Here is an 18,465-nt window from a genome sequence, read left to right on the forward strand (position 1 = left end):
CCACGGTTAATCGGGCAGCAAAAACGTGCTTGCGAAAGCGCCAAGAACGCTATTTTGAATGCGTTGCGGCATGAATTCGGCCACCCGCCGATTGACATGCCGCAATGACGTTAACAGGATGCCGTCCGAGACTGGCGAGCCGTTTCCCCAGCCCCGTCTGCCCCCATTCAACCCCAGGAGATGCCCATGTCAGACGATGTCGTCATCGTCAGCGCCGCCCGCACCCCGGTCGGAAGCTTCAACGGAGCGTTCGCGACCCTTCCCGCCCACGATCTCGGCGCTATCGCTATCAAGGCCGCGCTGGAGCGTGGTGGCATCGAGCCCGGCCGGGTTTCGGAAGTCATCATGGGCCAGATCCTGACCGCCGCTCAGGGCCAGAACCCGGCCCGCCAGGCGTCGATCGCCGCCGGCATTCCGGTCGAGAGCCCCGCTTGGGGCGTGAACCAGCTTTGCGGTTCGGGCCTGCGCACGGTCGCGCTCGGCTACCAGGCGCTGCTCAACGGCGATTCCGAGATCGTGGTTGCCGGCGGCCAGGAATCCATGAGCATGGCCCCGCACGCCCAGTACCTGCGCGGCGGCGTCAAGATGGGCGCGGTCGAGTTCATCGACACCATGATCAAGGACGGTCTGTGGGACGCCTTCAACGGCTACCACATGGGCAACACCGCCGAGAACGTCGCGCGGCAGTGGCAGATCACCCGCGCCCAGCAGGACGAATTCGCGGTCGCCTCGCAGCAGAAGGCCGAGGCCGCGCAGAAGGCCGGCAAGTTCAACGACGAGATCGTTCCCGTCACCATCAAGACCCGCAAGGGCGACGTCGTCGTCAGCGCCGATGAATATCCGCGTCATGGCGCAACCATCGACGCGATGGCGAAGCTTCGCCCGGCCTTCGAGAAGGACGGCACAGTCACCGCAGGCTCGGCCTCGGGCATCAATGACGGCGCCGCCGCCGTGGTGCTGATGACCGCCAAGCAGGCGGCCAAGGAAGGCAAGAAGCCGCTCGCGCGCATCGTGTCCTGGGCTCAGGCCGGTGTCGATCCGAAGATCATGGGCTCGGGCCCGATCCCGGCCTCGCGCGCCGCGCTGAAGAAGGCCGGCTGGAACGTCGGCGACCTCGACCTGATCGAGGCCAACGAGGCCTTCGCGGCGCAGGCCTGCGCCGTCAACAAGGACCTCGGCTGGGACACCTCCAAGGTCAACGTCAACGGCGGCGCGATCGCGATCGGCCATCCGGTCGGCGCCTCCGGCGCGCGCGTGCTGGTGACGCTGCTGCACGAGATGCAGAAGCGCGATTCCAAGAAGGGCCTTGCCACGCTGTGCATCGGCGGCGGCATGGGTATCGCGATGTGTCTGGCGCGCGACTGAGGATAGCTGCCGCGCCGCTTACATGGATCTTGCGCGTGCGCTGCACACATAAGTGAGTGCGTTGCACGCGACTAAAAAGGCAGCGATTGCAAATCAAATATTCTTCGCAGCCGCATCTGCCTCGACTAAATAGAAACGCCCGGCTCACGCCGGGCGTTTTGTTCTTGATGTCCGTCAAACGTCCCGCATAATCCGCATCTAAAAACGATCACTCAGAAACGTCCGAAGAGTCCAAGGGAAGGAATACGATATGGCACGTGTTGCATTGGTGACGGGTGGTACGCGGGGCATCGGAGCTGCGATCAGCAAGGCGCTGAAGGCGGCTGGCTACAAGGTCGCGGCGAGCTATGCCGGCAACGATGCGGCGGCGGAGAAGTTCAAGGCCGAGACCGGCATCGCAGTCTACAAATGGGACGTCAGCAGTTTCGACGCCTGCGCCGAGGGCGTGAAGAAGGTCGAGGCCGAGGTCGGCCCGATCGACGTGCTCGTCAACAATGCCGGCATCACCAAGGACGGCGCCTTCCACAAGATGAGTCTCGAGCAATGGAACGCCGTGATCGGCACCAATCTCGGCTCGCTGTTCAACATGTCGCGCCAGGTGATCGAAGGCATGCGCGGCCGCAAGTTCGGCCGCATCATCAACATCTCCTCGATCAACGGCCAGAAGGGCCAGTTCGGCCAGGTGAACTATTCCGCGGCGAAGGCCGGCGAGATCGGCTTCACCAAGGCCTTGGCGCTGGAGAACGCCAAGGGCGGCGTCACCGTGAACGCGATCTGCCCCGGCTACATCAACACCGAAATGGTGCAGGCCGTGCCGAAGGACGTACTGGAAAAGGCCATCCTGCCGCTGATCCCGATCGGCCGCCTTGGCGAGCCCGAGGAGATCGCGCGCGCGGTCGTGTTCCTCGCCGCCGACGAGGCCGGCGCCATCACCGGCTCGACGCTGACGGTCAACGGCGGCCAGTACATGGTGTGATGCGATCGCATCACGTGCGATCGTAAAGCCATCGTCTCGTCATGCCCGGGCTTGTCCCGGGCATTTGTCCATGCACTGTCATTCCGGGGCGCCGCGATAGCGGCGAACCCGGAATCTCGAGATTCCGGGTTCGGCTCTTCGAGCCGCCCCGGAATGACGAGGCGATTTATTAAATGACTCCCCGCACCGCGACGCTGATCGGATTGACCGCGATCCTGATGTGGTCGCTGCTGTCAGTGATGACGGTGGCGACCGGAAAGATCCCGGCGTTCCAGCTCGCCGCGATGACCTTCGCGATCGGCGGCCTCGTCGGCCTCCTCACCTGGATCGGCCGCGGCGAGGCGGCGAAAAGCCTGCGCCAGCCATTGGCCGTGTGGGTGGTCGGCGTCGGCGGCCTGTTCGGCTATCACGCGCTGTATTTCCTCGCGCTGCGCTTCGCGCCGCCGGCTGAAGCCGGTCTGCTCAACTATCTCTGGCCGCTGCTGATCGTGCTGTTCTCGTCGTTCCTGCCGGGCGAGCGGCTGGCCGTGCATCACATCGTCGGCGCCGTGCTCGGCCTCGTCGGCACCGTGCTGCTGTTCGCCGGCAACACCTCCGGCTTCGCGCCGGGGGCGGTGCCGGGATTGATCGCGGCCTTCATCGCCGCCTTCGTGTGGGCAACCTATTCGGTGCTGTCGCGCCGATTGAAGGCGGTGCCGACCGACGCGGTCGCGGGCTTCTGCCTCGCCACATCGGTGCTCGCCGCACTGATGCACGGTGCGCTCGAAACCACCGTGTGGCCGGAGACCACGCTGCAATGGCTCTCGGTCATCGCGCTCGGCATCGGCCCCGTCGGTGCTGCGTTCTACGCCTGGGACATCGGCATGAAGCGCGGCGACATCCGCGTGCTCGGCGCCGCATCCTACGCGACGCCGCTGCTCTCGACCGGCTTCCTCATCGCCGCCGGCTTCGCCAAGGCCAGTGCCAACATCGCCATCGCCGCAGTCCTGATCGCCGGCGGCGGCCTGATCGCGGCGAAGGACATGGTGCTCAGGAAGCGGTGATTGTCATTCCGGGGCGCACGAAGTGCGAACCCGGAATCCATTTATCCGCGTCAATGGTGGCGAGATAGATTCCGGGTTCGCCGCTTGCGAGGCGCCCCGGAATGACGCTGTGGAGCTACGGCTCCCAGCCCTTCGGCGCGAGCTCGAACTTCGCGAACTCGAAGGCCGGCGCGACGGTGCAGCCGACCAGTGTCCATTCACCGGTTGTCTCGGCCATCTGCCATGCATCGGCCGGCACGATCGCCTGCGGTCGTTCGCCGCTCACGAGATCCGTGCCGAGGCGGACCTCGTGCTGGGAGCAGCCCTCATGCGCGATGCGCAACATCAGCGGACTGCCGGCATAGTAATGCCAGATCTCGACCGCATCGATGCGGTGCCAGTGCGAGCGTTCGCCGCGCGCGAGCAGGAAGTAAATGAGGGTCGAGCGCGAACGCCCGTTGGCGTCCGTGGTCTGGTCGCGAAACGTCTCGCGATAGTGCCCGCCTTCGGGATGCGGTCGGAGTTCAAGGCGCGCGATGATCTCGGCTGCGGTCGGCATCGATCCCCGTCAGGGTTTGCTCTTCAGGACATGTTCTTCAAGATTTGTTTTTGCGCTCGCGCAGCTCGCCGAACACCGTGGCGGCATCCGCACCCTTCATGTGTAGCCTGGCTGCGACCGCGGGGTCATCGGCGCGCAGAAACACGTTTGCTCGCTTCTCGTCACCAAGCAGTGAGGGGATCGTGGGCTTGTTCTCGGCGCGGAGCCTGGCCACCTCCGCCGCGCGCGCCTGAAGCGCCGCATTGTCGGGATCGACGGTGAGCGCGAACTTGACGTTGGAGGCGGTGTATTCGTGGCCGCAATAGAGCTTGAAATCGTCGGGCAGGGCCCGCAGCTTCAACAGCGAATCCCACATCATCGGGTAGGTACCCTCGAAGACGCGGCCGCAGCCGATCGAAAACAGCGTGTCGGCGGCGAACACGGTCTTCTCGTTGTCGAACACGTAGGAGATGTGGTCGAGCGTGTGGCCGGGCGTCTCCACGACGCGCGCCAGCAGGTTGCCGATCTTGACCACGTCGGCATTGGCGACGCGCAGGTCGACGTTGGCGATTTTTGTCGTCTTGTCGTGCGGCGCGACGACGCGGCAGTTATATTTCTGCTTGAGTTCGGCGACCCCGCCGACATGATCGCCGTGATGATGGGTGATCAGGATGTCGGTGAGCTGCCAGCCCTCGCGCTCCAGCGCCTTCAGGATGGGGCCGGCCTCCGGCGCGTCGATCGATGCCGTCGCCTTGGTTTCCACATCGTGGATCAGGTAACCGAAATTGTCGTTTAAACAGCTGAAAGTACGAATTTCGGCAGCCATGACGTCTCCTTCGGGCTCAGCCCCGGCAGACAAATATGGCGTTAACGTTGCGCAGGCAATGCAATATTCAGCGCGCAGCCGCGGCCTGGCGCATGTTACATTGCCGTCATGAGCATCGACGTCGTCGACCTCCGCGAGTTCTATTCCCGTCGCCTCGGGATTGTGGCGCGGCAAATGATCAATCGCGGCATCAGGGAGCGCTGGCCGCGCGCCGAGGGCCAGCGCGTGCTCGGCATCGGCTATCCCACGCCCTATCTCGGGCTGTTCCGCGAGGACGCCGAGCGCTGCCTCGCCTTCATGCCGGCGGCCCAGGGCGTCCTGAAATGGCCTACGGGGCGGCCGGCGCTGGCCTCGCTGGTGGATGAATTCTCGCTGCCGCTGCCCGATTCCGCGGTCGACCGCATCCTGCTGGTCCACGCGCTGGAGATGTCGGACGATCCGGCTGCGCTGCTGCGCGAGGTGTGGCGCGTGCTGTCGCCGTCCGGCCGCGTCATTGCGGTGATCCCGAACCGGCGCGGCGTATGGACGCGCAGCGATAATACGCCGTTCGGCCACGGCCGACCCTATTCGCGCTCGCAGATCACCGATCTGTTGCGCCAGACCTGGTTCACGCCGACGGCCTGGGGCGAGGCGCTGTTCATGCCGCCCTATGCCGGTGGCTGGGTGCTGAAATCGGCGCAGATGTGGGAGCGTGCCGGCGCGGCGCTGTCGCTGCCGTTTGCCGGCGTGCATATCGTCGAGGCCACCAAGCAGGTCTATCGCGCGATCCCCGCCAAGCGCGAGCGGGCGCGGCTGATTCCTTCGTTGAAGCCGGTGCTGGTGCCGTCCTCGACGGTGACGCGCAGCTGAAAACAAATCGTCCCGGCGCGAGGCCGGGACGATGCAGATCAGAAAATCAGAAGAAGCTTATTCGCCGGGCGCCAGATCGTCGCTGGACGCGGCCGGAGCGGCTTCGCGCTCGGGGCGCGGGCCATGCGGCCGGCGCCGCCGGCGCGGAAAGCGCTCGCCGCCACCACCACCACCCTCGAAGCCGGCCTGACCGCCAACATTCACTTGCGGCTGCGCGCCGGTGATGAAGGAGGGCAGGCGATCGACGCTGCCGGCATCGGCGATGACGGGCTGCGGCTGGTTCGGCGGCATTGGCTGCGGCTGATATTGCGGCGGCTGCTGACGATGGTCGCGTTCGCGGTGCTCGCGCGGCTGCTGGTTGTCGCGCTGGTACGACGGCTGGTTGTCGCGCTGCTGGTGATCACGCTGATGATGATCGCGCTGGCCGTCGCGGTCGCGCATGAAGGGCTGCTGCTGCGGCGGCTGCGGGACGAAGCCCGGCTCCTGGCCGAAATTAGAGAAATTCTCGCCGTCGTCTTCGCCGTCGTCGCTATTGCTGCTGATGGGCTCGTCGCCGCGCGGCTGCTGGTTCTGGCGAAACTGCTCCTGGGCGGCCGCGATCAGGCGGAAATAATGCTCGGCGTGCTGGTAGTAGTTCTCCGCTGCAACGGGATCGCCCGAGGAGCGCGCGTCGCGCGCGAGCTGGAGATATTTTTCAGCAATATGCGAAGCCGTGCCGCGGATCTTGATATCGGGTCCGTTGGACTCGTAGACCCGGGTCATCGGGTTCTGGCCGCGCCGGTTGTTGTTATTGTTGTTGTTGCGGTTGCGCATCCGCTGCTTGTTCTGACCGTTTCTCATGTCCTGCCTTTAATTCCAGCCCTAAAGGTTGCACGCATTACTGATTGCTGAGAGTGACCTGATGACAGCGGTTCACATCGCTCGCGCGCACCGCACACGAGAAGCGGCTTGAACCCTGCCAATGTTCGTCGACCGTCGCGTTCAACAAAGACGCGTTCCCCACCCGCCAGCATTCATCGCCAGCGAACCCATTCATTTTGCCTGCCAAAACAAGCCCTGGTTTCTTGCGTTAGTCTTCGCGCGCAATATCAGGCTTTCGTTCACTTTGCGGTCGGAAAGCAGCGCACCTCAATGGGCCATCGCGCTTAACAGGACCTGCGGCTTGGAACCTAAAATCAGTGAAGCTCTCGCTCAAGAGCCCGGCTTTCGCCCGTAAGTCTACGGGGCCGACACCGATGTGTTGAGCAGAAGGTAGTCGTTCCCAAGGGATATTCCAAGAGGTTTTTGCAGGCCAATCCGGCTTTTATGGGGGCATTTTTCGGGCCGAAACGGCCCGCGGGATACCCGCCAAATCGGCCTTGGCCGGCCTGTCCACCACTAACGCCGCAGCCGTCATTAGGGTTTCAATATTTCGGGCCTGGCCCTGTCCGGCCTCGACGATCAGCGCTCCGCCCGGAGCGAGACGCTCAGCCGCCTGCGGGATCAGGGCGCGGTAGGCGTCATATCCGTCATTGCCGCCGTCGAGCGCCACATGCGGATCGTGCGCGCGCACCTCGATGCTCAATTTCGGAATTTCGGCGGAGGGGATATAGGGCGGATTCGACACGATGAGATCGAACGGGCCACTGAGCGCCGCCAGATAGGAGCAGGCGACGAAGGCGGAGCGGTCGGCAAGGCCGAGGGCTGCGGCATTGCCCCTGGCGGTCTCGAGCGCGTTCAGGCTGAGATCGGTGCCGACGCCGTAGGCGCCGGGAATATCGTGCAACAGCGCCAGCAGGATCGCGCCGGACCCGGTGCCGATGTCGGCGATGCGCGGCGGGTGGATTGCCTTCTGCTCGCGGAAAAGCTCGAGCGCACGCTCGACCACCGTTTCGGTGTCGGGACGTGGGACCAGGGTTGCTTCCGACAGGCGGAACGGCAGGCCCCAGAATTCGCGCGTGCCGAGAATGCGCGCCACCGGCTCGCCCGCGATCCGGCGTTGCGCATGCTGCGCGAGCCGCGAGGCCTCCGCTTCCGTGAGGAGCCGGGCGCCCTGCGCGATCAGGCCGGTGAGATCGAGGCCGAGCGCAGCACCAAGCAGGATGCGGGCGTCGAGCTCGGCTTCGTCGAGCTGCGCCGACCGCAGTTGCGCTGACAGTGCGCGCCGTGCGCTCTCGATCGATTGTCCGGTGAAGGGATCGCTCACGCGGGGCGTCACGCCGCCGCGCCTTGCGCGGCGAGCTGTGCGGCCTGGTGCTCGGTGGTCAGTGCGTCGATCAATTCGCCCAGCGCTTCGCCCGCGATCACCTGCGGCAGCTTGTAGAGCGTCAGGTTGATGCGGTGGTCGGTGACGCGCCCCTGCGGGAAATTATAGGTGCGGATGCGCTCGCTGCGGTCGCCGGAGCCGACCTTTTCCTTGCGCTCGGCCGAGCGCGCCGCATCGACGCGTTGCCGCTCGGCGTCGTAGATGCGCGAGCGCAGGATGTTCATGGCCGAGGCGCGGTTCTTGTGCTGCGAGCGGCTGTCCTGCATCATCACCACGATGCCGGTCGGGATGTGGGTGATGCGGATCGCCGATTCCGTCTTGTTGACGTGCTGGCCGCCGGCGCCCTGCGCGCGCATGGTCTCGATGCGCAGATCGTCGTTCTTGACGTCGACGTCGACGTCCTCGACCTCGGGCAGCACCGCGACGGTGGCGGCCGAGGTGTGGATGCGCCCTTGCGTCTCGGTGTCGGGCACGCGCTGCACGCGGTGCACGCCGGATTCGAACTTCAGCTTCGAGAATGCGCCGCGGCCCTGCACCTCCGCGATGATTTCCTTGTAGCCGCCGACGGTGCCTTCGCTCGCCGAGATCACCTCGACCTTCCAGCCCTGCAGGCTCGCGAAGCGCTCGTACATCCGGAACAGGTCGCCGGCGAACAGCGAGGCCTCGTCGCCGCCGGTGCCGGCGCGGATTTCCAGCACCACGTTGCGGTCGTCCATGGCGTCCTTGGGCAGCAGCGCGACGCGGATCTTCTGGACGAGATCCTCGATCCTTGGAGCCAGCTCGTCGCGCTCGGCTTCCGCCATGCCGCGCATCTCCGCATCCGTCGCGGGATCGGCGATCAGCGCCTCGGTGTCGGCGAGCTCCTTGACCGCGGCACGATAGGCCTTCACCGCCTCGATCAGCGGCGTGATCTCGGCGAGCTCGCGCGTGATCTGCACGTAGCGCTCGGAGGCGAGCTGTCCGAGCGATTCGGCCTCGAGCGAAGCGTGATGCGCGAGCAGGACGTCCAGTTTGGCTTCAGGGAGTGACGACATCGGGTAAGTCTCAAATGGCGGAAGGCGGCGAGGCGGCGGGACGCGGGCGACAGGCCCGCTACAAGGCCAGGCCTTCGGCCTCGGCAAATTCCGTCAGCTTCTGCCGGATCGAGACGCTGCCGCTTGGCGCATCCAGCAACGGGCCGAGCATCGCCTCGGCTTTCTTGGCATCGAGATCGATCACCATCGCCTTGACCGGGCCGAGCGCGGTCGCCGACAGCGACAGCGAGCGATAGCCCATCGCGATCAGCGCCAGCGCGCCGATCGGCTTGGAGGCCATCTCGCCGCAGAGCGACAGCGACTTCTTCGCCGCATTGGATTTGCGGGCAATGTCGCGCAGCGCGCGCAGGATCGGCGCCGACATGGTGTCGAAGCGCTCGGAGACCTTGGCATTGCCGCGGTCGACCGCGAACAGGAACTGGAACAGATCGTTGGAGCCGACCGAGATGAAATCGACCTTCTTCAGCAGCTCGTCGAGCTGATACAGCAGCGCCGGCACCTCGACCATGGTGCCGATGTCGATGCGCTCGGGCAGCGTGTGGCCATGCTGGCGCAGATAGGTGAGCTCGCGCTCGACCAGCGCCTTCGCCGAATCGAATTCGGCGACCTCCGAGATCATCGGGAACATGATGCGCAGCGCGCGGCCGCCGCCGGCGCGCAGCAGCGCGCGGATCTGGCCGCGCAGCAGGCCGGGACGATCGAGCCCGAGCCGGATCGCGCGCCAGCCGAGCGCCGGATTTTCCTCGATCACCGCTTCCATATAGGGCAGCGCCTTGTCGCCGCCGATGTCGAGGGTGCGGAAGGTGACGGGCTTGGTGCCCGCCGCATCCAGCACGGTGCGGTAGAGCGCGAGCTGGTCGCTGGTGCGCGGCAGGCTCTGGCCGACCATGAATTGCAGCTCGGTGCGGAACAGGCCGATGCCGGCGCTGCCGGTGTCCTCGATATGCGGCAGGTCGATGGCGAGACCTGCGTTGATCATCAGCTCGACCTTCTGGCCGTCCTTGGTGACGCAGGGCCGGTCGCGCAACGCGAGGTACTGCGCCTGGCGGCGGGCGCGGAAGCGCACGCGCTCGGCGAAGGCCGCCTCGATCTCCTGCGACGGGCGCACATAGATCGAGCCCGACGTGCCGTCGACGATGATGGCATCGCCGGGGTCGGCGATTCCAGGCGCGTTCGGCACCTCGCCGACCGCAGGGATTCCGAGCGCGCGCGCCACGATCGAGACGTGCGAGTTGGCGGTGCCTTCCTCCAGCACGATGCCGCGCAGGCGCTTGCGGTCGTAGTCGAGCAGCGCCGCCGGGCCCATCGCGCGGGCGATGACGATGGCATTGTCGGGCAATTGTTCGCGTGACGGCGCGTGGTCCTGGCCGACCAGCTGCCGCATCAGGCGGTAGCCGAGATCCTCGAGGTCATGCAGCCGGTCGCGCAAATAGGGATCGGTCGAGCGCAGCATGCGCGCGCGGGTGTCGGACTGCACGCGCTCGACGGCGGCTTCCGCCGTGAGGCCGGTCGCGACCGCCTCGTGCAGCTTGTGCGACCAGCCCTGGTCGTTGGCGAACATGCGGTAGGCTTCCAGCACATCGCGGTGCTCGCCGCCCTCGGCGACGTCGCCGCGCTCCAGCATGCGGTCGAGATCGGCGCGCAGCTTGGTGAGCGCGGTGTCGAGCCGCTTGATTTCCTTCGGCAGGTCCTCGGCGATGTAGTCCTTGATGACGACGCGCGGCTCGTGCAGCACGACATGGCCGAGAGCGATGCCTTCCGACAGGATCGCGCCGACCTTCTGCATGGAGTGGCGCGCGGCCGGCTCGAGGCCCGGCTGGGCCAGCGCCGACAATTCGCCGGAGGCGATCAGCTCGGCCAGCACCATCGCGGTGGTCTGCAGCGCCTCGAGCTCCTCCTCGACATAAGTGCGCTTGGCGCGGTTCTGCACCACCAGCACGCCGAGCGTGTTGCCGGCGCGCAGGATCGGCACGCCGAGGAAGGAGTGGTAGATTTCTTCGCCGGTCTCCGGGCGGAACGAGAAGGCCGGATGGCTCTGCGCGTCGTTCAGATTGAGCGGCGTCGCCTCGCTGGCGACGAGGCCGACCAGGCCCTCATGGGCACTGAGCACGGTGTGGTGCACTGCCTCGCGGTTGAGACCTTCGGTGGCGTAGAGCTCGAGTGTGTTGTCGACGCGCAGCACATAGACCGAGCACACCTCGGCCACCATGTTGGCGGCGATCAGCACCACGATCTTGTCCAGCCGCTCCTGGGCCGAGACCTGCTCCGCCATGGTTTCGCGGAGCCGTCTCAACAAGACGCGGGGACCTCCCGACGCGCTCCGCATGTAGCCTCAGTCTCCTCCGTCAGCCGGGCCCGAAAGGGGGGCTCCGGCGGCTCGCCCGAAAATCCAGAAAAACAACGAATTTGCTCATCCGGCGCCGGCCCGGGCCCAAATCTTCTTCAGACTTGGCGCCTGAGCCGAATCAGCACCGCCTCAACTGGGGCACAGTATGTGGCAGCCCACCCTGTTCGCCGTATAGCGAATTGGGGCTTGTTTTGCCAAGCAAAACGCCTGCCAGACGCGAAGGTGTGTACACCTTCGCGTTTGCTGCGACCGCTAAGAGAAAATTAGCCTAAGCCTGATCGAGGCCGTAGAGCGTGTGCAGGGTCCGCACCGCAAGCTCGGTATAGGCGGTGTCGATCAATACCGAGAATTTGATCTCGGAGGTTGTAATGGCCCGGATGTTGATATTCCGTCCGGCGAGGGCCGAGAATGCCTGGGCGGCGACGCCGGCATGGCTGCGCATGCCGCTGCCGATTACCGATATCTTGGCGACGTCGGTGGCGGTATCGAGCCGGGCGTAGCCGATCTTGCCCTTGGCGGCGGTAATCGTGTCCTTGGCGCGGGTGTAGTCGGCGGCCGGCACGGTGAAGGTGAGGTCGGTGGTCTTGCCGTCCTCGGAGACGCCCTGCACGATCATGTCGACGTTGATGTTGGCATCCGCCAGCGGGCCGAAGATCGACGCGGCGACGCCCGGCTTGTCCTCGATCTGGCGCACCGAAATCTGGGCTTCGTCCTTCGAAAAGGCGATGCCGGTGACGACGTGGCTTTCCATGATCTCCTCCTCGCTGCAGATCAGCGTGCCGGGCGGCTGGTTGGCATGCGGGTCGATATCCTCGGGCTTGTCGAAGCTCGAGCGGACGAAGATCGGCATGTTGTGGACCATGCCGAGTTCCACCGAGCGGACCTGGAGCACTTTAGCGCCCTGCGAGGCCAGTTCCAGCATGTCTTCGAACGCGATCTTGTCGAGCCTCTTGGCCTTCGGCACGATTCGCGGGTCGGTGGTGTAGACGCCGTCGACGTCGGTGTAGATGTCGCAGCGGTCGGCCTTGACGGCGGCGGCGATCGCCACGGCCGAGGTGTCGGAGCCGCCACGGCCGAGCGTGGTGATCCGGTTCGTCTCGGGGTTGATGCCCTGGAAGCCGGCGATGACCGCGACTTCCTTGCGATCCCTAAAGCGCTTGATGATCTCGCTGCCGTCGATGTCCTCGATCCGGGCCGAGGCATGGGCGTCGCTGGTCTTGATCGGGATCTGCCAGCCCTGCCAGGAGCGGGCCTGGATGCCCATGCTCTGGAGCACGATGGCAAGAAGGCCGGACGTCACCTGTTCGCCGGAGGCGACGACGGCGTCGTATTCGCGCGCATCGTGCATCGGCGAGGCCTCGGTGCACCAGGCCACCAGCTCGTTGGTTTTGCCCGACATCGCCGAGACGACCACGGCCACTTCGTGGCCGGCGTCGACCTCACGCTTCACATGGCGTGCGACGTTGCGGATGCGTTCGATGTTGGCGACGGATGTGCCGCCGAATTTCATCACGAGGCGGCTCATGACGACGCGTGCATTCCCTCATAAGGATCAGTATGGTGGCCCGCACTGGACGGGCCTCGCGGACACCGACCGCGCGTATACATAGCGGCGGGGCCGGGGGCAAGCGGGTTCCTGCGGGGGCAGGCTCGAGGTCTGGCTTGGGGGCAATAGGTTAACCGAGATCATGGCGCGTTACATCGACGAGATCCTGCAACCGGGCGAGCGGGTGCTGTATTCGACCAATGCGCACTGGATCTTCTATTTCCCGGCGATCGTGGCCTGGATCGTCGCCCTGGCCCTGTTCGCCCTGTCCCGGCAGAGCGGCATCTACAGTGTGATGATCCTGTCCCTGTTCGGCTCCGGCCTGGTGGCGCTGGCCGCCCTGTACTGGACCGTGAAGGGCTGGTTCCATCGCTTCACCACCGAGACCGACGTCACCAACCTCAGGGTTGTGCACAAGACCGGGTTCATCAAGCGCCGCACCTTCGAGATGGCGCTGGACAAGGTCGAGAGCGTCGACGTCGATCAGACGATTCTTGGACGTATTCTCAACTACGGCGACGTGACCATTCGCGGTGTCGGCGAGGGGATCGAGACGATCAGGACCATCGCTTCGCCGCTCGCCTTCCGTAGTTCGATCACCACGCGGTAGGACCGCGCGTAACCATGAGCATGCAGCAAAATACTTCCGCATCCGCAACGGCCCAGCCGGGCTCGACCGTCGACGCCGCCGAGATCGCGAAATTCTCAAAACTCTCCGCGGAGTGGTGGGACCCCAACGGCAAGATGGCGCCGCTGCACCGGATCAACCCGCTGCGGCTCGGCTACATCCGCGACGCCGCCTGCCGCAAGTTCGAGCGCAACGTGCGCAGCCTCAATTGCCTCGGCGGCCTGCGCGTGCTCGACATCGGCTGCGGCGCCGGCCTGCTCTGTGAGCCGCTGTCACGGCTAGGGGCCCAGGTCATCGGCGTCGATCCCTCGCAGAGCAATATTGCGGCCGCAAAACTGCACGCCGACAAGAGCCATCTTGCGATCGACTACCGCTGCACCACGGTGGAGGAGATCGACCCGCGCGAGCGCTTCGACATTGTGCTGGCGATGGAGGTGGTCGAGCACGTCGTCGATGTCGGCGTTTTCCTCAAGCGCTGCGCCGCGATGCTGAAGCCGAACGGGCTGATGGTGGTCTCGACGCTGAACCGGAACTGGAAGAGCTTCGCGCTCGCCATCGTCGGCGCCGAATACGTCCTGCGCTGGCTGCCGCGCGGCACCCACGAATGGAACAAGTTCGTCACGCCCGACGAGCTGACGAAATACCTCCTCGACAACCGCCTCGTCATCACCGAGCAGACCGGCGTCGTCTACAGCCCCTTCGCCGACAAATGGACCCTCTCCTCCGACATGGACGTGAATTACATGGTGGTGGCGGAAGGGATGGTGTGAGGGGGGCACAGCTTGTAGGGCTCCGCTGCTTCACCACCAAAGGCGTCGTCCCTGCGAACGCAGGGACCCATAACCCCAGGCGACAGTCGTTAGCCGAGACAGGCGCTCCGAGCATGTACTACGTCTACATCCTCGCCAGCCGCCATCACGGAACGCTCTACATCGGCATCACCAACTCACTCCAGAAACGGCTGGAAGAGCATCGGAACGGCAAGGGCTCGGAGTTCGTCAAGCGATACGGAGTGTATCGGCTCGTTTACACCGAGGCCTTCGAGCGAGCGGAAGACGCGATCGCCCGTGAAAAGCAACTGAAGCGCTGGAAGCGCGACTGGAAGATCGAGCTGATCGAGCGGGAGAATCCGGAGTGGCGTGATCTGAGCGATCTGTTAGTTTAACACGCCGGCCGCGCCAAACCCCCACCTGTCGTCCCTGCGAACGCAGGGACCCATACCGCGGAATCTATCGGCGGCGGACGGTGGTGGATGTGCGGGCTGGCAGCTTTCGTAAAACTGCTCCCTGGGGTTATGGGTCCCTGCGTTCGCAGGGACGACAGTGTGCTTGTTGCGCGAGCATCGCACCCATGACGCCCATGTGGTTGACCAGTGAGTCTGTTCCCGTCACGCTAATCACCCTACCTTTCCAACCAATCCGCCCCCCCATGCTCACCATCGCCAGCCTCTGGATTCCCTTCACCGTCATTGCCGCGCTCGGGCAGGTCGCGCGCAATGCGATGCAGCGCTCGCTGACGAAGCCGCTGGGGACGTGGGGCGCGACCAATATCCGCTTCCTGTTCGGCTTCCCGTTCTCGCTGCTGTTTCTCGGCGTGGTGCTGGCCGCGACCGGCGATCATCTCGGCATGCCGCCGTCGGTGTTCTGGCCCTGGCTGCTGCTCGGGGCGCTCAGCCAGATCGTCGCGACCGGCCTGATGCTGCTCGCCATGAACGACCGCTCCTTCGTGGTGACGACGGCTTACCTCAAGACCGAAGCGATCCAGACCGCGATCTTCGGCTTCGTCTTCCTCGGCGATCACCTGACCTGGCTGAAAGTGCTGGCGATCGTGATCGCGACCGTCGGTGTCGTCGTCACGGCGCTGCGGCCGGGTGGCGAGAAGAGCTTTGCCGAGCTGAAGCCGACCATCACCGGCCTCGTCGCGGCCGCGGCGTTCGCACTCTCCGCGGTCGGTTTCCGCGGCGCGATCATCAACGTGCCGGGCGTGTCGTTCGTGACGGCAGCGTCGTTCACGCTGGTGCTCGGCCTGTTCGTGCAGACCCTGATCCTGACGATCTATCTGCTCTGGCGCGCGCCAAAGGTGCTTCAGTCGATCCTGGGGCTATGGAAGCCGTCGCTGCTCGCCGGCTTCATGGGCGCCTTCGCCTCGCAATTCTGGTTTCTGGCGTTCGCGCTGACGGCCGCCGCCAATGTCCGCACGCTCGCGCTGATCGAGGTGCTGTTCGCGCAAGGTGTCGCCTACTACTCGTTCAAGCAGCCGATCGCGCCGCGCGAGATTTTCGGCATCGCGCTGATCGTTGTGGGCGTGGCGGTGTTGGTGGGGGTGTAGTCGTCATTCCGGGGCGATGCGCAGCATCGAACTATGGTGCGCAATTGCGCACCTGAGAATCTCGAGGTTCCGGGTTCGCGCTTTGCGCGCCCCGGAACGACGGGCCTAATTCCGGTCTTCCGGCAGCGTCGGCAGCGGGGAGACCTCGATACCTTCGTCGATCAGCGACTTCGCCTCTTCGGGCGAGGCCTCGCCGTAGATCGGGCGGTGCTCCTTGTCGCCGTAATGCATCGCGCGGGCTTCGTTGGGGAAGCGCTCGCCGACATTGTCGGCGTTCTTGACGATGTGATCGCGCAGCTCCTTGAGCTTGGCGCGCAGCTCGCGCTCCTGCGCCATCAGCAGCGAGGTCGGTCCTGACGGTGCAGCCTCGGGCGCGGTGGTTGCGGCGGTGGGCTCCGGCGGCGGCGTGGCGGGCCCGCGGCCTTTCTTGCCGACGATGCGCGGGGCCATGATCGCCTTCTCGACCTTGGCCGAGCCGCAGATCGGGCAGGTCACGAGCTTGCGCTTCACCTGCGAATCGTAGGCCGACGAACTCTGGAACCAGCTTTCGAATGCGTGGTTGCGGTCGCAGTGAAGCGCGTAGCGGATCATGCCGATCCCCGTACCAGATGCAGATGATCCGGCCCGGCCTTGGGATCGGCGACGCCGAAGCGGCGGCCGTGCTGGAGCGACGGGATCGCCCGGCGGGCGGTCTCGACCTTGGCCGGATCGATTTTTGCCATGATGATACCGGGTTCGACATCGCCCTCGGCGAGGATCTCGCCCCAGGGGTCGATGATCAGCGAGTGGCCATAGGTCTCGCGCTTGTTCTCGTGCAGGCCGGCCTGTGCGGCGGCGAAGATGAAGCAGCCGGTCTCGATCGCGCGCGAACGCAGCAGCACGTGCCAATGCGCCTCGCCGGTCTTGCGGGTGAAGGCCGAGGGCACGGTGATGAAGTACGCGCCGCTTTCGGCCAGCGCGCGGTAGAGCGCGGGGAAGCGCACGTCGTAGCAGATCGTCAGCCCGACCCGGCCCCAGGGCAGGTCGGAGATCACGGCGGTCTCGCCCGGCTGGTAATTGGCGGATTCGCGATAGCTCTCGCCGTCCGGCAGCTTGATGTCGAACATGTGGATCTTGTCGTAGCTCGCGAGCACATCGCCCTCGGGCCCGATCAGGAACGAGCGGTTGACCGCTTTTTCGTCGGAGAAACGCAATGCCAGCGAGCCGACATGGATGTGGATCTTCAGTTCAGCCGCGAGCGCGCGGTAAGCCTTCAGCGAGGCGTCGTTCTCTTCGCTCTGGAGCTGCTCGAACAGCGCCTTGCGGTTGAGCTGCATCATGTTGCTGACTTCGGGCGTCTGCACGTAGTCGGCGCCGTTGGCCGCGGCCTGCCGGATCAGCCTGGTGGCCTGCGCGAGGCTGGGCTCGGGCATCAGGCCGGTGCGCATCTGCACCATCGCGGCGGTGAAGGTCCTGTTGTCGCTCATGATTCAGCCTTCACACTTTCGAGCATGCCCTCGAGCTTGCCCTCGCGATCGAGCGCGTAGAGGTCGTCGCAACCGCCGACATGGCTGCCGCCGATCCAGATCTGCGGGAAGGTCGAGCCCTCGCCGGCGCGACCGTACATCTCGTCGCGCCAGGACGGGTTCTTGGCGACGTCGAACTCCGTGAAGGTCGCCTTCTTGCGGGTCAGCAACGATTTGGCCGCGGAACAATAGCCGCAGCCCGGCCTGGTGTAGATCTCGACAGCAGCGGTCATGTCGTCTGGCGCTCTCATGTCATGAATTCATTGAATTATATGGGACTTCACCGGGTCTCCACAACCCGGGCAAAGACCAGCACGTCGACCTGGGCCGCTTTGGCGCGCAGCAAGGCACGGGCGCAGGCATCCAGCGTCGCCCCCGACGTCAGGACGTCGTCGATCAGGATGATACGGCGGCCCTGCACCTCGGCCTGACGGTCGGGAGATACCTGGAATGCGCCCTGCACATTAGTGGCGCGCTGGGCCCGCGACAGGCCGATCTGCTGCTCGGTGGCGCGCACCCGGCGCAGCACCTCGCCGCGTACCTTGACGCCGCTCTGCCGCTCGATGCTGCGCGCGAGCGCTCCGGACTGGTTGTAGCGTCGCCGCCAGGCCCTTCGCCAATGCAAGGGCACGGGAATCAGCATGTCGGCCCCTGTGAGCAGCTCGCCGCCCGCGCGCGCCATCCAGCGGCCCATGGCGGGCGCCAGATCGGTGCGATCCTGGTATTTCAGTGCGTGCACCAGCGTGCGCGCGACGTCGTCATAGCGCACCGCCGCGCGCGCCCGCATGTAGGCCGGCGGGCTCGCAATCGCCTCCATCGACAGCATGTCGGGGCCGGGGTCGTAGACGAAGGGAATGCCGAGCCGCGGGCAATAGGGCCGCTCGATGAACGACAGTCGCGCCCAGCAGGCCGCGCACACGCCCTCGCCATCGACCGGCTCGCGGCAGGACACGCACAAGGTCGGCAGCGCGATGTCGAGCGCGAGCCTTGCCGCGCGCGCCAGCGCGTGGCGGCCGGCCGTCCATGCGGCACGTAGCGGCGCGGCGATGGAGCGGGAGGGGGCGGCGTCGGCTTCCATGGGGGAAGGCTAGCGTCACGTCGGCGTGGGCTCAAGTCGCGAGCTTCGGTCTCGTGCCCCGGACGCAGCGCAACGCGAAGCAGTGCGCTGCTGAGCCGGGGCCCATCTCACCGCATCGCATGGTGTTGTCTTCTGGGTCCCGACCTGCGCAGCAGCGCAAAGAGCGCTGCAGCGCGTC

19 protein-coding genes are annotated in these 18,465 nt (G+C 65.6%); 8 read left to right on the top strand and 11 right to left on the bottom strand.

Annotated elements, in window-relative coordinates:
* Nucleotides 1–186: 186 nt before the first annotated feature.
* From BM118_RS35955 to yddG, 3 genes are all read left to right on the top strand, one after another.
* The gene (locus BM118_RS35955; RefSeq protein ID WP_092192188.1) at nucleotides 187–1,365 is read left to right on the top strand and encodes an acetyl-CoA C-acetyltransferase; all 1,179 of its coding nucleotides are present in this window, start codon (nucleotides 187–189) and stop codon (nucleotides 1,363–1,365) included.
* Nucleotides 1,366–1,615: 250 nt separating this feature from the next.
* Complete coding sequence (gene phbB, locus BM118_RS35960) at nucleotides 1,616–2,341, top strand: acetoacetyl-CoA reductase (RefSeq protein WP_091893769.1); 726 nt, start codon at nucleotides 1,616–1,618, stop codon at nucleotides 2,339–2,341.
* Between the two features lie 173 nt (nucleotides 2,342–2,514).
* Entirely contained in the window at nucleotides 2,515–3,384 is an 870-nt protein-coding gene (yddG, locus tag BM118_RS35965) for an aromatic amino acid exporter YddG (protein WP_092192190.1), read from the top strand.
* Nucleotides 3,385–3,499: 115 nt separating this feature from the next.
* Here the strand turns inward: yddG and BM118_RS35970 are convergent, their stop codons facing one another.
* Together BM118_RS35970 and gloB are read right to left on the bottom strand one after the other, a co-directional pair.
* A complete protein-coding gene (locus tag BM118_RS35970; RefSeq protein WP_011083055.1) occupies nucleotides 3,500–3,922 on the bottom strand; it encodes a cupin domain-containing protein in 423 nt (140 codons plus the stop codon).
* A gap of 37 nt (nucleotides 3,923–3,959) precedes the next feature.
* The gene (gloB, locus tag BM118_RS35975) at nucleotides 3,960–4,727 is read right to left on the bottom strand and encodes a hydroxyacylglutathione hydrolase (RefSeq protein ID WP_092192192.1); all 768 of its coding nucleotides are present in this window, start codon (nucleotides 4,725–4,727) and stop codon (nucleotides 3,960–3,962) included.
* Between the two features lie 108 nt (nucleotides 4,728–4,835).
* Here gloB and BM118_RS35980 point away from each other — a divergent pair, with 108 nt between their 5' ends.
* Complete coding sequence (locus tag BM118_RS35980) at nucleotides 4,836–5,576, top strand: methyltransferase domain-containing protein (protein ID WP_011083053.1); 741 nt, start codon at nucleotides 4,836–4,838, stop codon at nucleotides 5,574–5,576.
* Nucleotides 5,577–5,633: 57 nt separating this feature from the next.
* On the opposite strand, the gene BM118_RS35985 is transcribed toward BM118_RS35980, so the two are convergent.
* The 5 genes from BM118_RS35985 to BM118_RS36005 all read right to left on the bottom strand — a co-directional run bounded on the left by BM118_RS35985 (nucleotide 5,634) and on the right by BM118_RS36005 (nucleotide 12,727).
* Nucleotides 5,634–6,416: a DUF4167 domain-containing protein gene (locus BM118_RS35985; RefSeq protein ID WP_092192194.1), complete on the bottom strand. Its 783-nt coding sequence runs from the start codon at nucleotides 6,414–6,416 to the stop codon at nucleotides 5,634–5,636.
* Between the two features lie 463 nt (nucleotides 6,417–6,879).
* Nucleotides 6,880–7,773, bottom strand: coding sequence for a peptide chain release factor N(5)-glutamine methyltransferase (gene prmC / locus BM118_RS35990; RefSeq protein WP_092192196.1), 894 nt, complete (start codon nucleotides 7,771–7,773; stop codon nucleotides 6,880–6,882).
* Nucleotides 7,770–8,855 carry a peptide chain release factor 1 gene (gene prfA, locus BM118_RS35995; protein WP_092192198.1) on the bottom strand — a complete coding sequence of 362 codons (1,086 nt, stop codon included), beginning with the start codon at nucleotides 8,853–8,855 and terminating at the stop codon, nucleotides 7,770–7,772. Before prfA ends, prmC begins: the two co-directional genes overlap by 4 nt.
* A gap of 58 nt (nucleotides 8,856–8,913) precedes the next feature.
* A complete protein-coding gene (gene ptsP, locus BM118_RS36000) occupies nucleotides 8,914–11,181 on the bottom strand; it encodes a phosphoenolpyruvate--protein phosphotransferase (protein ID WP_092192200.1) in 2,268 nt (755 codons plus the stop codon).
* 289 nt (nucleotides 11,182–11,470) lie between these two features.
* Nucleotides 11,471–12,727, bottom strand: coding sequence for an aspartate kinase (locus BM118_RS36005; RefSeq protein ID WP_092192202.1), 1,257 nt, complete (start codon nucleotides 12,725–12,727; stop codon nucleotides 11,471–11,473).
* A 163-nt stretch (nucleotides 12,728–12,890) separates the two neighbouring features.
* Between BM118_RS36005 and BM118_RS36010 the strand changes: the two genes are divergently transcribed.
* The 4 genes from BM118_RS36010 to BM118_RS36025 all read left to right on the top strand — a co-directional run bounded on the left by BM118_RS36010 (nucleotide 12,891) and on the right by BM118_RS36025 (nucleotide 15,704).
* Nucleotides 12,891–13,358, top strand: coding sequence for a PH domain-containing protein (locus BM118_RS36010; protein WP_092192204.1), 468 nt, complete (start codon nucleotides 12,891–12,893; stop codon nucleotides 13,356–13,358).
* A gap of 14 nt (nucleotides 13,359–13,372) precedes the next feature.
* Complete coding sequence (ubiG, locus tag BM118_RS36015) at nucleotides 13,373–14,146, top strand: bifunctional 2-polyprenyl-6-hydroxyphenol methylase/3-demethylubiquinol 3-O-methyltransferase UbiG (RefSeq protein WP_177235002.1); 774 nt, start codon at nucleotides 13,373–13,375, stop codon at nucleotides 14,144–14,146.
* A gap of 113 nt (nucleotides 14,147–14,259) precedes the next feature.
* On the top strand, nucleotides 14,260–14,541 hold the full coding sequence (locus tag BM118_RS36020) for a GIY-YIG nuclease family protein (protein WP_092192206.1): 282 nt from the start codon (nucleotides 14,260–14,262) through the stop codon (nucleotides 14,539–14,541).
* 263 nt (nucleotides 14,542–14,804) lie between these two features.
* Nucleotides 14,805–15,704, top strand: coding sequence for an EamA family transporter (locus BM118_RS36025; RefSeq protein WP_092192208.1), 900 nt, complete (start codon nucleotides 14,805–14,807; stop codon nucleotides 15,702–15,704).
* 105 nt (nucleotides 15,705–15,809) lie between these two features.
* On the opposite strand, the gene BM118_RS36030 is transcribed toward BM118_RS36025, so the two are convergent.
* Genes BM118_RS36030 through BM118_RS36045 form a run of 4 tightly spaced genes read right to left on the bottom strand, consistent with a single transcriptional unit; the run spans nucleotide 15,810 to nucleotide 18,287 of the window.
* A complete protein-coding gene (locus BM118_RS36030; protein ID WP_092192210.1) occupies nucleotides 15,810–16,295 on the bottom strand; it encodes a DUF1178 family protein in 486 nt (161 codons plus the stop codon).
* On the bottom strand, nucleotides 16,292–17,170 hold the full coding sequence (locus BM118_RS36035) for a carbon-nitrogen hydrolase family protein (RefSeq protein ID WP_092192212.1): 879 nt from the start codon (nucleotides 17,168–17,170) through the stop codon (nucleotides 16,292–16,294). The genes BM118_RS36030 and BM118_RS36035 overlap by 4 nt, the downstream gene beginning before the upstream one ends.
* Nucleotides 17,167–17,442, bottom strand: a complete 276-nt coding sequence (gene grxC, locus BM118_RS36040; RefSeq protein WP_092192214.1) for a glutaredoxin 3 — start codon at nucleotides 17,440–17,442, stop codon at nucleotides 17,167–17,169. The genes BM118_RS36035 and grxC overlap by 4 nt, the downstream gene beginning before the upstream one ends.
* A 47-nt stretch (nucleotides 17,443–17,489) precedes the next feature.
* Nucleotides 17,490–18,287 carry a ComF family protein gene (locus BM118_RS36045; protein ID WP_092192216.1) on the bottom strand — a complete coding sequence of 266 codons (798 nt, stop codon included), beginning with the start codon at nucleotides 18,285–18,287 and terminating at the stop codon, nucleotides 17,490–17,492.
* Between the last annotated feature and the right edge of the window lie 178 nt (nucleotides 18,288–18,465).

Origin of the sequence: Bradyrhizobium sp. cf659 (assembly GCF_900113725.1) — a bacterium.
In the GTDB taxonomy this organism is placed as follows: Bacteria; Pseudomonadota; Alphaproteobacteria; order Rhizobiales; family Xanthobacteraceae; genus Bradyrhizobium.

Excerpts from the sequence above, each read along its gene's own strand:
- BM118_RS35955 (WP_092192188.1), top strand. The coding sequence starts at position 187 with ATGTCAGACGATGTCGTCATCGTCAGCGCCGCCCGCACCCCGGTCGGA.
- phbB (WP_091893769.1), top strand. The coding sequence starts at position 1,616 with ATGGCACGTGTTGCATTGGTGACGGGTGGTACGCGGGGCATCGGAGCT.
- yddG (WP_092192190.1), top strand. The coding sequence starts at position 2,515 with ATGACTCCCCGCACCGCGACGCTGATCGGATTGACCGCGATCCTGATG.
- BM118_RS35970 (WP_011083055.1), bottom strand. The coding sequence starts at position 3,922 with ATGCCGACCGCAGCCGAGATCATCGCGCGCCTTGAACTCCGACCGCAT.
- gloB (WP_092192192.1), bottom strand. The coding sequence starts at position 4,727 with ATGGCTGCCGAAATTCGTACTTTCAGCTGTTTAAACGACAATTTCGGT.
- BM118_RS35980 (WP_011083053.1), top strand. The coding sequence starts at position 4,836 with ATGAGCATCGACGTCGTCGACCTCCGCGAGTTCTATTCCCGTCGCCTC.
- BM118_RS35985 (WP_092192194.1), bottom strand. The coding sequence starts at position 6,416 with ATGAGAAACGGTCAGAACAAGCAGCGGATGCGCAACCGCAACAACAAC.
- prfA (WP_092192198.1), bottom strand. The coding sequence starts at position 8,855 with ATGTCGTCACTCCCTGAAGCCAAACTGGACGTCCTGCTCGCGCATCAC.
- ptsP (WP_092192200.1), bottom strand. The coding sequence starts at position 11,181 with ATGCGGAGCGCGTCGGGAGGTCCCCGCGTCTTGTTGAGACGGCTCCGC.
- BM118_RS36005 (WP_092192202.1), bottom strand. The coding sequence starts at position 12,727 with ATGAGCCGCCTCGTGATGAAATTCGGCGGCACATCCGTCGCCAACATC.
- BM118_RS36010 (WP_092192204.1), top strand. The coding sequence starts at position 12,891 with ATGGCGCGTTACATCGACGAGATCCTGCAACCGGGCGAGCGGGTGCTG.
- ubiG (WP_177235002.1), top strand. The coding sequence starts at position 13,373 with ATGAGCATGCAGCAAAATACTTCCGCATCCGCAACGGCCCAGCCGGGC.
- BM118_RS36020 (WP_092192206.1), top strand. The coding sequence starts at position 14,260 with ATGTACTACGTCTACATCCTCGCCAGCCGCCATCACGGAACGCTCTAC.
- BM118_RS36025 (WP_092192208.1), top strand. The coding sequence starts at position 14,805 with ATGCTCACCATCGCCAGCCTCTGGATTCCCTTCACCGTCATTGCCGCG.
- BM118_RS36030 (WP_092192210.1), bottom strand. The coding sequence starts at position 16,295 with ATGATCCGCTACGCGCTTCACTGCGACCGCAACCACGCATTCGAAAGC.
- BM118_RS36035 (WP_092192212.1), bottom strand. The coding sequence starts at position 17,170 with ATGAGCGACAACAGGACCTTCACCGCCGCGATGGTGCAGATGCGCACC.
- grxC (WP_092192214.1), bottom strand. The coding sequence starts at position 17,442 with ATGACCGCTGCTGTCGAGATCTACACCAGGCCGGGCTGCGGCTATTGT.
- BM118_RS36045 (WP_092192216.1), bottom strand. The coding sequence starts at position 18,287 with ATGGAAGCCGACGCCGCCCCCTCCCGCTCCATCGCCGCGCCGCTACGT.